Below are 13,073 nucleotides of genomic sequence, written 5' to 3'. Positions count from 1 at the left end.
TATACAACACCCAAACAGTTGTATGGTTCGATTGAATCGATACAAAAAACTTGATTTAGTGAAGCGTTAGTTAGACAATAGCAACTCAAACAGCCCAATCTGTAAAGATTTGGAAAAACCTTAGCACAAACGTAAGACTAAGCGAGTATCCATAAACAGTTGTGCTGGCGACAATAGCAAGAGTGAACCACCTGATCCCTTCCCGAACTCAGAAGTGAAACCTCTTTGCGCTGATGGTAGTGTGGGGTTACCCATGTGAGAGTAAGTCATCGCCAGCTCATTATTCCTGAAAACACCCCCTTCAAGAGAAGGGGGTGTTTTTTTATGTGCGGAATAAATTAAAAAAGAAATAAGTAAAAAGATTATTATAAAAATGATAATGGGGATTTGTTATGAGATTAATACTATTTTTTAGAAGCTTGGTTGTTACACAGTTCTTATTTAATGTAGTTAAATATATTGAACAATATGAATAGCCACCAAAATTCTAGACACACCTAACCATCTTTTTGGACTGCCACCACTCTCCTAGACAAATTTCGTCTATTCTTTTTGCATAGGAGAGAACATTATGAGTGGACAACGATATACCCCAGAATTTAAAGATGAAGCTGTTAAATTGATTACCGAACGTGGATATTCTGTCACTGATGTGGCAGAACGTTTAGGTGTATCACAGCACAGCATTTATAAATGGCTAAAGGCGGTACAACCTCTATGTAACAATTCTGATGAACATGAACTTCTCGAAGCAAAGAAAGAAATCCTGCGCCTTAAGAGTCAGCTTAAACAAACTGAAGAGGAACGGGATATTCTAAAAAAGGCCGCAAGGTACTTTGCAAGCCTGCCCGAGTAAAGTATCAGTTTATCCTTGAATACAGCCATCAGTTTAAGATTAAAACGATGTGTCGGGTTCTTAAGATTGCTCGTGCTGGCTATTACGTCTGGTTGCATGAACCTGAATCAGGTAGGACGATTGAAGACAAACGGTTATTACAACTTATTTTCTCTTCTTATGAGGCCAGTTATGGCATCTATGGTTATCGTCGCATCACGCTGGATCTAAAAGAATTGGGCGAAAGCTGCGGGCCTAATCGTGTGCTGAAGATCATGAAGAACAATGGAATTGCCGCTGTTCGAGGATATAAAAAGCATAAGAGTTATGGCTGTGGTCGTCCTCAGATTGTGCCACCAAATCACTTAAATCGAGAGTTTGTTGTAAACACACCTGATACCTCTTGGGTGACTGATATTACCTACATCCGCACCTGGCAAGGTTGGTTGTATTTGGCTGTAGTTCTTGATCTATATTCGAGAAAAGTGATCGGTTGGTCAATGAAACCAACTCTTGCCAAGGATATCGTTTTGGATGCACTTCTTATGGCAGTATGGCGACGCAGACCGAATGAGCCTGTGATCATACATTCAGACCAAGGCTCACAATATAGTAGCGGAGACTGGCAGAAATTCTGTCAGAAGCATAACTTAGTTCCCAGTATTAGCCGCAGAGGCAACTGTTGGGATAATGCCGTTGCTGAATCCTTTTTTAGCAGCTTAAAGAAGGAGAGAATTAAAAAGAGGATCTATAAAACACGTGAAATGGCACGTGCAGATGTGTTTGATTATATCGAGATGTTTTACAATCGGATTAAGCGCCATTCGCATCTCGACGGAATGAGCCCAGAAGCATTTGAGGCAGCTTCAAAATGAAGCTATCTCATGTCTAGGATACTGGGAGCAGTCCAATACTTACTACATCATTCATCAATAGTTAAGCATATATAAAATCTATATCATTAATCAGATGCTTAGAGGGTATAAAATTGACAATGTCAAATATTAGACATTTTATGAAACTCAACTCATTCTCTCCCAATCCCTGAAGGTAAAAAATTTAATCTTCCTGAAAGTTTTAAAGCTTAAATCTACAAATATATTCGTTCATTTTTTTGTACCGTATAGACATCAAAAAATAGCCAGAAAATTAGATATAACCATCCTTAATTCATCTTATTTTTATTAGAAAAGCACATTGTTTGACAAATTTATTTCAAATTTTTCAAATTTTTAAAATATTTTATAGTCCTTAATCTAAATAAGAAATCAGTAAATTTAATCTTTTTAATAATTAAATAAATGAATTAATTCAAAGTTTATGAAAAATTGAGCTAAATAAAAAATTAAATTAGGCTCGCTGATTGTATGAATTTTGATTTATCTGTGTTATAAAATTTAAAATCGGCATAAAAATTGCTTATAAGTCGCAGAATTATGAGGAACTTTAAGAATGAAGTTATCGGTTGGATTAAGAGTTGCGAACTCCTTGTCGTTGACACCGCAGTTGCAGCAAGCCATTCGTTTGCTTCAATTATCTAGTTTAGAGCTTGAGCAAGAAATTCAAATTCAACTCGATAGTAATCCTTTATTAGAAAAAATAGAAGAACAGTCGAATATTGAAAGTCTATCTTCTTTGGAAGAGCAAGAACGTGACAATAAAGACCTTACCAATGAGTTAAATGCCAATACTTTGCCGGATGATTTACCTGTGGATACCGATTGGGAGGATGTTTATACCCATCAGCCAACAAGTCTAGGTACACCTGAATATGAAGAGCGTGAAGATAACCGCCAAGGTCATTTAGGCTTAAAAGAGCATATGCTTGAACAGATTAATTTATTGCATTTTTCACAAGTCGATAAACTGATTGCGCATTGTATTGTTGATTCTTTGGATGAAAAAGGCTTTTTGGATGCAGACATTACAGAAATAACCACCACCGTTCAGCATTTATTAGAATCTATGGATTACGACGATGAAGTCGAAGATGATGAAGTGGTTGCGGTTTTAAAACATATTCAGCATCTTGATCCTCCTGGTGTGGCATCACGCAATTTAGCTGAATGTTTATTGGTGCAATTAAAAAGTTTACCTGAGCAAACAGCCTATCGTTGTGAAGCAATAACGTTATTGAATCATTATGAGTTACTGATTTCCAATGAATTGCCAAAGTTAGTTAAACAAACGGGCTTAAATCCAGATCAATTAAAGTGTGCAGTTGATCTTTTAAAAACGTTAAAAGCCTATCCGGGAATGGAGTTTGAGGAAAAAGATTCAGATTATCAAATTCCAGATGTGGTGGTGATGAAAAAAAATGACCATTGGCAGGTGCAGTTAAATCCGGATGTTATGCCTAAATTACGGATCAATTCTTTTTATGCCAATATGATTAAACGTGCTGATCAAAGCAATGATAATCAATATTTGCGCAATCAAATGTTAGATGCAAAAAACTTTATTAAAAGTGTCGATGAGCGCCATAAAACCTTATTAAAAGTCGCAAGCTGTATTGTTGAACATCAGAAGATGTTTTTAGAAGTGGGTGCAGAAGGAATGCGACCTTTGGTGCTACGTGATATTGCCGAAGAAGTAGAGTTACATGAATCTACGGTTTCGCGTGTAACCACCAATAAATTTATGCTCACACCACGCGGTCTATTTGAGTTGAAATATTTCTTCTCCAGTCATGTGGCAACAACTTCGGGTGGCGAAGCATCTTCTATTGCTATTCGAGCCAAAATTAAAAAATTAGTGTCTGAAGAAAATCCCCGCAAACCCTTATCAGACAATATAATTGCGAATTTACTGAAAGAAGACGGGATTGATGTAGCCCGTCGAACGGTGGCTAAATATCGAGAGTCGTTACATATTCCGTCATCTTCTGAACGAAAAGTCTTGATCTAAATTTTAAAGTGTGGCTATTCTAGAGATTCATTATGACAACATAATGAATCTCTTTTTACTTAAGGAATAGTCGAAATGATTTAATGTTAAATCTGCAGGATTGTATTTTTGCTGTCATTAGGTCGGCTGGGCTATTCTTTTCTAATCCTAAAAGAAGGTGAGGGATAGAACTATGCAAATAACAATTCGTGGTCACCATTTAACCATTACCCCTGCAATTGAAGAAAATATTCGCCTTAAATTTTCGCAAATGATAAAAAATTTAGATCAAGTAAATAGTATGCAGGTCAAACTTTCAAAAGATCATCAAATAGATAAACATTCTAAAAAGGGCAGTGACAATCATATTGCGGAAGCGATTATTCGTTTACCAGGTATAGAGATGTTTGCTCAAGCCAGTGCCGATGATATGTATACTTCAATTAAAAAATTAACAGAAAAGTTAAAAAGACAATTACATAAACATCGAAAAATGCAGATTGAATATCCACCTGTGCTTGCATAGTTTTATTTTTCAACAAAAAGAGGTTTTTTAAAGACCTCTTTTTTTATGTATAAAATGTTATGCGTTAATGATTTATTTTTCATATTTATAGTAAAATGGCAGGTTTTTACACCGTTGGTCCTATAAGAGGTCTTTGTGATGAATAGTGAACAGCTCACTGAAATTTTAAAAGCTGCTTTTCCAGAGGCTGAAGTTGCAGTTAGTGGGCAAGGCGGTAAGTTTGATCTTCGAATCGTCGATGAGCAATTCGAAGGCAAGCGCCCAGTCGCACGTCAACAAACGGTTTATGCTCCGTTAAATTCATATATTGCCAGCGGTGAAGTACACGCGGTAACTATTCGTGCAATGACCAAAGAAGAATGGCGTAAAGCAAGCTTATTCGGAGCTTAGAACTAAATGGATAAATTTTTAATTCAGGGCGGTGTTAAGCTCGAAGGTGAAGTGCGTATTTCTGGTGCGAAAAACGCAGCATTGCCTTTACTTGCAGCGATGATTCTTGCGGATTCCCCGATCACATTAACCAATGTGCCTAACCTTAAAGACGTGAATACGCTAGTGAAATTGATTGCTGGTCTGGGTATTCAAATGTCTTATGAAGGCGACACGGTTAAAGCTGATACTTCTACATTGAACAATCAGTTTGCACCTTATGAGCTCGTAAAAACCATGCGTGCTTCAATTTTGGTGCTTGGTCCATTACTTGCGCGCTATGGTAGTGCACAAGTATCGCTTCCAGGTGGTTGTGCCATTGGTTCACGTCCTGTCGATCAACACTTAAAAGCATTAGAGGCTTTGGGTGCTGAAATTGAAGTGGAAAATGGTTATGTGCATGCCAAAGTTGACGGTCGTCTAAAAGGTGGCGAAGTCATCTTTGATATGGTGACTGTGGGTGGTACTGAAAATATTCTCATGGCTGCAGTTTTAGCTGATGGTGTGACCACGATTCGTAATGCGGCACGTGAACCAGAAATTACTGACCTTGCGCAAATGCTCATTAAAATGGGTGCAAAAATTGAAGGTCTGGATACGGATACACTGGTTGTAACGGGTGTTGAAAGCTTGCATGGCTGTGAATATGCCGTGGTTGCTGATCGTATTGAAACTGGTTCGTACTTGGCTGCTGCTGCCATTACTGGCGGTAAAGTCAAAACGACCCATACCGATCCCTCATTGCTCGAATCTGTTTTAGACAAGTTTGAAGAAATGGGTGCGGAAGTAACCCGTGGTGATGACTGGATTGAGCTCGACATGATGGGTAAACGTCCAAAAGCGGTGAGCTTTCAGACTTTACCACATCCAGAATTTCCAACAGATATGCAAGCGCAGATCATGGCGGTAAATGCCATTGGTCGTGGTTTTGCCACTATTTCTGAAACGATTTTTGAAAACCGTTTTATGCATGTTCCTGAATTGGCCCGTATGGGAGCCAATATTCAGGTAGAAGGTAATGATGCTGTTGTGACCGGTGTGGACAAGCTGTCTGCTGCACCCGTTATGGCAACCGATTTACGCGCTTCATTCTCTTTGGTTCTTGCGGCTTTAGCAGCAGACGGGGAAACATTGATTGACCGTATTTATCATATTGACCGCGGTTATGAAGATATTGAAGCGAAGTTACAGGGTTTAGGTGCCCAAATTAAGCGAGTAAGTTAATGAGTGATATGAGAAACGATGATCCAAACTTTGACGTAATGGGCAATTTTGATCATGGTTTGACTTTAGCATTAAGCAAAGGGCGTATCTTAAAAGAAACTTTACCATTGCTTGAAACAGCAGGAATTAACTTACTGGAAGATCCAGATAAATCACGTAAGTTGATTTTCCCCACGACACATAAGCAGGTACGTATTTTAATTTTACGTGCTTCGGATGTTCCGACTTATGTGGAAAATGGGGCGGCTGATTTAGGTGTTGCAGGTAAAGATGTGCTGATGGAACATGGCGCACAAAATGTGTATGAACCGCTCGATTTAAAAATTGCCAACTGTAAATTAATGACAGCAGGCAAGGTCGGTATGGAGCGTCCGAAAGGCCGTTTAAAAATTGCGACCAAATATGTGAACTTAACCCGTCAATATTATGCGAGCTTAGGTGAACAGGTTGATGTGATTAAACTTTACGGTTCGATGGAACTTGCACCATTGGTCGGTTTAGGGGATTACATTGTCGATGTGGTCGATACAGGTAATACACTGCGTGCCAATGGTCTTGAGGCACTTGAAGAAATTTGCAAAGTTTCTTCACGCTTGATTGTGAATAAGGCCAGCTTCAAACGTAAGCAAACTTTATTGAACCCGATTCTGGCACAGCTTGAAAAAGCAGTTGAAGAACGCGAAAGCAAAAAATAAGCATCTCTGAATGCAAATTTGAAAAACCGCCATTCTCTGGCGGTTTTTTTATGCCTGAGAAAAAACTGTAGATATTCAGTGTTTTCATCAATCTTAGCGAAAGTTAATTTCAATAAAACTAATACTGATACCGTATTATAGCTACCGACAAAGCGCATGAAAACAGGTAAACTAAAGCCTTCGAATTCAAACCTGATGGGTAAATTGATGCGACGTTTATCGACCCAAGATCAAAGCTTTAAGCAAGCCTTTGTAGACTTGTTGGCTTTTGAGACTGTGAATGATCCTGAACTTTTAAAAACCGTAGACCAAATCATTGCTGATGTGCGTCAACATGGTGATGCTCATGTTCTTAAACTCACTCAACAGTTCGATCGACATCCAGCGCATCAGTTTTCAGATCTTGAACTCACCCAAGAACAACTCAAAGCGGCTTTTGAAGGTTTGGATCATGAAGTTCGTGAAGCTTTAGAATTGGCTGCAAATCGAATTCGTGAATTCCATCAAGCGCAAAAGCAGGATGGCTGGACCTATGTGGATGCTTTGGGCAATACACTCGGTCAAAAAATCACACCGCTTGATCGTGTCGGGATTTATGTGCCGGGTGGACTAGCTTCCTATCCGTCTTCAGTGTTGATGAATGCTGTACCTGCTCATGTTGCGGGTGTTGCTGAAATTATTATGGTGGTTCCTGCACCCAATGGTGAATTGAATCCATTGGTACTCGCTGCTGCGTATCTAGCAGGTGTGACTCGTGTATTTACCATTGGTGGCGCACAAGCGGTAGCAGCTTTGGCATATGGTACAGAAACTGTTCCGGGTGTAGATAAAATTACAGGTCCGGGTAACCGCTTTGTTGCAGCTGCCAAGCGTGCGGTATTCGGTCAAGTCGGTATCGACATGATTGCAGGTCCTTCGGAAATTTTGGTTTATGCCGAAGGTGAAAATAACGCGAAATGGTTGGCGATGGATCTATTGTCTCAAGCGGAGCATGATACCGTGGCTCAAGCTGTGTTCATTACACCAGATGAACAGCTTTTAAATGAAGTTGAGCAAGCAATTGAAGATCATCTCGCTGAATTGCCTAAAGCTGATATTGCACGTACATCTATTGCTAATCGTGGTGCTCTGGTTTTAGTGAAAGACCGTCAAGAAGCTATTGATTTGATCAATCAAGTTGCACCAGAACATTTAGAACTTTGCTTGGATGATGCGGAAGCAATGGCTGAAGGTATTCGCCATGCGGGTGCAATCTTTATGGGGCGTTATACTCCTGAAGCGATTGGTGATTATTGTGCAGGTCCAAACCACGTATTACCAACCTCAGGCACAGCGCGCTTCTCATCACCACTCGGTGTCTATGATTTTCAAAAGCGTTCAAGCTTGATCATGTGCTCACAGGAAGGTGTGAAGACTTTAGCGAAAACAGCTGATGTTTTAGCGCAACAAGAAAACTTGGATGCCCATGCGAGATCAGCAAGATATCGTTATAAGTAAGTTATTAAGCAGAAATTAATAAAGAAATGAATTTTCCTCTCCCTAAGGGAGAGGTTAGGAGAGGGGGAATCAAGGACCTCTCCCTAACCCTCTCCTAGAAGGAGAGGGAACTTAGAGAATTTGAAAATGAAGATCACAACAGAACAAATGCGTTTTTGGAGTCCAGATGTACGTGAATTAGAACCGTACACACCGGGTGAACAACCGAAAATCCAAAATTTATTGAAGCTTAATACCAATGAAAACCCATATCCACCTTCACCTAAAGTGGTAGAAGCAGTACAAGTGGTATTGGAAAATTCAGCCGATGTATTACGTTTATATCCAGATCCAGATGCTTCTGCATTAAAGCAAGCCATAGCCATTCAGCAGAATGTTGATGCAAGCAATGTCTTTGTCGGAAATGGTTCAGATGAAGTGCTAGCACATATTTTTAAAGCCTTTTTTGTGCAAGAACAGCCATTGCTTTATCCGGATATTACCTACAGTTTCTATCCTGTTTATAGTCAATTTTTTGGGGTCAAAACCAAAGTTTTGCCACTCAATGATGACTTTGAAATTGTGGTGGATGACTATAAGCAAGCCAATGGTGGCATCATTATCACCAATCCAAATGCGCCAACCAGTATTGCATTAGGATTATCTGCAATTGAAGAAGTGCTCAAATCAAATCCTGATTCAGTGGTGGTCATTGATGAAGCTTATGTTGATTTTGGTGCGGAATCCGCGGTCAGCTTAGTTGAAAAATACGAAAATTTAGTTGTATGTCAAACGACATCTAAGTCACGTTCACTGGCGGGTTTACGGGTTGGTTTTGCGATTGCTCAGCCACATCTTATTGCCGCGCTGGAAGCTGTAAAAAACAGCTTTAACTCCTATCCAATGGATCGTTTTGCGATTGCAGCTGCCGTGGCTTCATTTGAAGATCAAGCTTACTTTGAAGCACAATGCCAAAAAGTGATTGATAGCCGTGAAAAGTTAGTTGCTGATTTAGAAGCTATTGGTTTTAAGGTTTTACCTTCGAAAGCCAACTTTATTTTTGCATCATTACCCATTAAAGATGCAGGCGAATTGGCAACGGAACTACGTGAACGTGGCATTATCGTGCGCTACTTTAATAAACCGCGAATTAATCAATTCTTACGTATTACCATTGGTACTGATGAGCAAAATCAACGTTTGGTTCATACATTGAAAAACGATATTTTGGCGTGATTTAGGAATTTACTCTAACCCTCCTTTACCAAAGGAGGGAATTCTCCCTTTAAAAAGATGAGGAGCACTGCTCCGTAAGGGGAGGAATGATGACGATTACTATACTTTGCGCTTCGTTAAAGCAGTGCTTTAATTTGCTCAAGATTCGCTTTTTTCTTTTGGTTTGTACCATGTATTGAGTAAATCAAGCATGGCAGAAACTTTATCAAAACATTCCTGATATTCTGCATCGCAATCTGAGGCAATAGTGATTCCACCCCCTGCCCATAGAGACACTTCATCTTGATATTTTTGGATAGAACGAATCAAAATATTCCAAGAACCTGTACCATCAAAATTAAAATAGCCCATCGATCCACAATAAGCACCACGTGGAGCACCTTCAAGTTCATCAATAATTTGCATCGCGCGAATTTTTGGCGCACCCGTAATCGAACCTCCAGGCAGTGCAGACATTAAGACATCAAATGGATTGATCTCTTCTTTTAATGTTGCAGTGACTTCGCTCACCATGTGATGAACCTGATTAAAAGATTCAATTTCAAAAAGTTGTGGTGTTTTTACCGAACCTGTTTCCGCATAAACACTTAAATCATTGCGCAGTAAATCAACAATCATTACATTTTCTGCCTGATCCTTTTTAGAATGAATCAGGTTTTGTTTGGATTGTTCATCTTGTTTCGAGTCAGCATAACGGGGCATTGTACCTTTAATGGGACGAGTGACAATTTTCCGATTTGTTTCAAAATTAATAAACAATTCAGGTGAGCAGCTTAATAGTTCAAAGTCATCAATCTTTAAATAACCTGAATAAGGAGCATTGGTGAGTTTCCAAAACCCTTCAGCCGTCGCTAATAAGGATCCTTGAGCTTTTGCTGTAAATTCTTGAGTCAGATTAATTTGATAGCAATCACCGGCTTTAATATAGTCTTGAACTTTCTTAAAGGCAGTTACATATTCATTTTTATTCCAGCGCGCGCTACAAGGTTGAGTAAGTGAAAAACAGGGAGGTTTTTTGTGTTGTATTGCATCCTGAATAACTTGAAAAATATTTTCAGCCTCATCTTCATCGCTAAAAAAAGTCCAACCTTGAGGGGTGAGTTTGAGATAACTACGATAAATGCCCAAAAATAAGGCAGGTTGATTTTTTTGTTGAATCGAAACCTGTTGTTGGGCTGCACGGTCATAGCTGACAAAGCCAATCAATCCACCGTTAAAGTCAGAATGATGGTTTTGAATATTCTGATTAAAAAAATGATTTAAATTAATAGATTGTGAATTTTCTTGATATTGATACAGTGAAATTCGTTTGAAATTTTGAGTGACTTGACCTTGTTTAAGCATGTATTCAGATGCAAAGAAAGTGATCACAGGTTGGTTTACATTTTTTAAGTAAACTAAATGAGTGAGATGAGATAAAGCAGACAATATTTGAGCTGTGTTAAGCCATTGTTCAGTCAACAGTTTTTGAAAAATAACCGGATTATTCATACGATGTTAAATTATAAAAGGCTATACATAGATTGCCTATTCTATAACAATATTTATGCAGAAAAACTGTAAATACCGTTTATCGGTAACATATGGATTGCGACCAACAGCAGTTGAACAAAAAATGACACACCTATAACTTTAGTAGGGCAAACAGGCTGCTCAAGGAAAGACTCCATTGTTGTCTAAAAACAAAAAACAGCATGGAATCTCGAGTGGTTGACAATCAAAAAAATAATACTCTTGGGAGAGTACGAATGAAAAAATTTACTAAACTTGCTTTAGTTTCTTCATTGGCAATTAGTGCAAATGCGATGGCAATGCAAGCAATGGACGATGCTTCATTGGGTGCTACAACTGGTCAAGATGGTATTAACATCGGGATTGGTATTTCTAAAATCGAAATCGAAAAACTATTTATTCACGATAATGACGGTTTAGCTGATGCTGCTTTAGGTGGTACTGGTGAAGCAGGTGCTATCTATATTAAAGCGAATGGTACTGGTGCTACTACAACTAAAGGTATTGTGATTGGCGCCAATTACGACAACGGTGGTGCTTACTTACTACCTTCACGTAACTTAGCTGATTTGCAAATTGACTCTGATGCAAACGGTGGCAATCCATTCATTAACATTGCCGCACAAGTATCTGGTTTAGATATCAATATCGGTGAAATTGGCGTTGTATCATCTGCTGATGCACCTGCAGCAAATGCAGCAACAATCCGTCGTGGTGGTACAGGTCAAGAGAATGCGATCTTAACCGGTCTTACAGTAAAAACTGGTCCAATGGCTGCAAATATTCAATTGGGTGCTGCACCACAAGGCGCAATGATTAAATTGAATGCAACTATGATCGGTGGTTTAACCATTACTGATTTGGGTATCTTAGATAACTCAACCAAAACTTCAACACGTGCAGCTGGTGTGATCCACCTTGACAAAATTCAAGTGGCAGATGCGAATAGCCGTAACTTAGTATTGAACCAAAGCATCAGCGTATTTGGTGAAGAAGGTAACGATAAAGGTTATGTACGTATCGTGAGCACAAGTGGCGCACACGATAACTACATCCAAGGTATCCATTTGGGTAGCAAAGATGCTGCTTCTATTGGTGACATGGAAATTCAAGGTATGCAGACTTTCTTCAGTCCAGCTCAGGGGCAATATGTTCCGGGTGCTATCATTACAATTCGCGGTCACTAAGTTTTTGCTTGAAAAAGCGCGTGTTTACACGCGCTTTTTTTTACATAAATATTGTTGAATTTTTCAAAAAAATAAAAAAAATACTGTTTTTTTTTCGAAAAAAAGGTATCTTGCTAAAACAGGGAAGTAGAGTTTCTACTCTAAAATAATGAAAAATGGCACGTCATGCCGATAACTAGAAAAGTTAGATAATATGTTAGAGATCGCATTAGGCTCGGCATTGATGTATTACTTTGCCACAGAAGCTTTTGATATAAAGAAAAAACCAGCTGAGGCTGTGTATTACACCGAGACTTTAGACTCTCGTAATGATTCTTTCACCCGTATGCACCGCGAAACCGTACAGGTTAAACCGGCAATCGTCGATCAATTTCGTGGCATTGTTCACCAAGCCTATGACTATAGTTGTGGTTCTGCTGCGTTAACCACCCTATTAAATGGTTATACCAATCTCAATGCGACTTTAACCGAACAACAGGTTATGGACGGTCTAATGAAATTTGGTGAGACCGACAAAATTGTTGAGCGCCGTAGCTTTTCACTGCTGGATATGAAGCGTTTTGTTAGCGCAATTGGCTTTGAAAGCGGTGGTTATCGCGGGGAATTTAGTGACTTGGTGAAGCAAGGGCAACCTGCCATTGTGCCAATTTCCTATGCTGGCTTTAAACATTTTGTAGTGTTTAAAGCGTATAAAAATGGCCGCGTCTATGTCGCAGACCCTGCATTGGGGAATATTAGTTTCGATGAAGTACGTTTTAAGGAAATTTGGGAAAATAACACCTTATTCTTAATTAATGTTGCACCAGAAAACCGCAAAAATTTATTGGCTTTACAAGATTCGGATATGCGTCATGTGGAAGATGCAACCGTGAATCGTTATGCCTTGGTAAATATGCAATACCCGCAATTTTATATGGACAAAATTGCCGATAAAGCATCTACGATTCGACTTGATAAAAATATGAATGAAGAATCAGATTCTTATGGGGACTTAAATTATAATTTCTTGCGTCTTTATTATAAAAATAAATAACGTTTAAGAAAGATTGAGCTTAAAAAAAATAAAA

11 protein-coding genes and 1 rRNA gene are annotated in these 13,073 nt (G+C 38.9%); 11 read left to right on the top strand and 1 reads right to left on the bottom strand.

The features are described 5' to 3' along the window. Positions 1 to 163 precede the first annotated feature (163 nt). The 9 genes from rrf (at position 164) to hisC (ending at position 9,307) form a co-directional block, all read left to right on the top strand. A 5S ribosomal RNA gene (gene rrf / locus HLH18_RS03815) occupies positions 164 to 278 on the top strand. 293 nt (positions 279 to 571) lie between these two features. Beyond that, positions 572 to 1,710, top strand: a protein-coding gene (locus HLH18_RS03810; RefSeq protein WP_171528951.1) for an IS3 family transposase whose coding sequence is annotated in 2 segments (ribosomal slippage) — positions 572 to 830 and positions 830 to 1,710 — 1,140 coding nt in all. Because the reading frame shifts where the segments join, the coding sequence is not laid out codon by codon here. Positions 1,711 to 2,287: 577 nt separating this feature from the next. After that, positions 2,288 to 3,742 carry an RNA polymerase factor sigma-54 gene (locus HLH18_RS03805; RefSeq protein ID WP_171528950.1) on the top strand — a complete coding sequence of 485 codons (1,455 nt, stop codon included), beginning with the start codon at positions 2,288 to 2,290 and terminating at the stop codon, positions 3,740 to 3,742. Positions 3,743 to 3,914: 172 nt separating this feature from the next. Next, positions 3,915 to 4,247 carry a ribosome hibernation-promoting factor, HPF/YfiA family gene (gene hpf / locus HLH18_RS03800; protein ID WP_171528949.1) on the top strand — a complete coding sequence of 111 codons (333 nt, stop codon included), beginning with the start codon at positions 3,915 to 3,917 and terminating at the stop codon, positions 4,245 to 4,247. Positions 4,248 to 4,385: 138 nt separating this feature from the next. Next, complete coding sequence (gene ibaG, locus HLH18_RS03795) at positions 4,386 to 4,637, top strand: BolA family iron metabolism protein IbaG (protein WP_004650949.1); 252 nt, start codon at positions 4,386 to 4,388, stop codon at positions 4,635 to 4,637. A gap of 6 nt (positions 4,638 to 4,643) precedes the next feature. Further along, complete coding sequence (gene murA / locus HLH18_RS03790; RefSeq protein ID WP_171528948.1) at positions 4,644 to 5,900, top strand: UDP-N-acetylglucosamine 1-carboxyvinyltransferase; 1,257 nt, start codon at positions 4,644 to 4,646, stop codon at positions 5,898 to 5,900. Next, positions 5,900 to 6,595 carry an ATP phosphoribosyltransferase gene (gene hisG, locus HLH18_RS03785; protein ID WP_171528947.1) on the top strand — a complete coding sequence of 232 codons (696 nt, stop codon included), beginning with the start codon at positions 5,900 to 5,902 and terminating at the stop codon, positions 6,593 to 6,595. The genes murA and hisG overlap by 1 nt, the downstream gene beginning before the upstream one ends. Positions 6,596 to 6,790: 195 nt before the next feature. Further along, positions 6,791 to 8,092, top strand: coding sequence for a histidinol dehydrogenase (gene hisD, locus HLH18_RS03780; RefSeq protein WP_171528952.1), 1,302 nt, complete (start codon positions 6,791 to 6,793; stop codon positions 8,090 to 8,092). 126 nt (positions 8,093 to 8,218) lie between these two features. Continuing rightward, positions 8,219 to 9,307 (top strand): histidinol-phosphate transaminase, encoded by a 1,089-nt coding sequence (hisC, locus tag HLH18_RS03775; protein ID WP_171528946.1) that lies wholly within the window; start codon positions 8,219 to 8,221, stop codon positions 9,305 to 9,307. Positions 9,308 to 9,445: 138 nt separating this feature from the next. On the opposite strand, the gene pabB is transcribed toward hisC, so the two are convergent. Then, positions 9,446 to 10,798 (bottom strand): aminodeoxychorismate synthase component I, encoded by a 1,353-nt coding sequence (gene pabB / locus HLH18_RS03770; RefSeq protein WP_171545801.1) that lies wholly within the window; start codon positions 10,796 to 10,798, stop codon positions 9,446 to 9,448. Between the two features lie 257 nt (positions 10,799 to 11,055). Between pabB and filA the strand changes: the two genes are divergently transcribed. Together filA and filB are read left to right on the top strand one after the other, a co-directional pair. Then, the gene (gene filA, locus HLH18_RS03765) at positions 11,056 to 12,006 is read left to right on the top strand and encodes a putative pilus system protein FilA (RefSeq protein ID WP_171545800.1); all 951 of its coding nucleotides are present in this window, start codon (positions 11,056 to 11,058) and stop codon (positions 12,004 to 12,006) included. Positions 12,007 to 12,199: 193 nt separating this feature from the next. After that, positions 12,200 to 13,039 (top strand): putative pilus system C39 family peptidase FilB, encoded by an 840-nt coding sequence (gene filB / locus HLH18_RS03760; RefSeq protein ID WP_171545799.1) that lies wholly within the window; start codon positions 12,200 to 12,202, stop codon positions 13,037 to 13,039. Positions 13,040 to 13,073 lie beyond the last annotated feature (34 nt).

The organism is Acinetobacter sp. ANC 5414 (assembly GCF_013004295.1).
Lineage (GTDB): Bacteria > Pseudomonadota > Gammaproteobacteria > Pseudomonadales > Moraxellaceae > Acinetobacter.
This window is presented reverse-complemented; position numbering and strand designations above follow the sequence as displayed.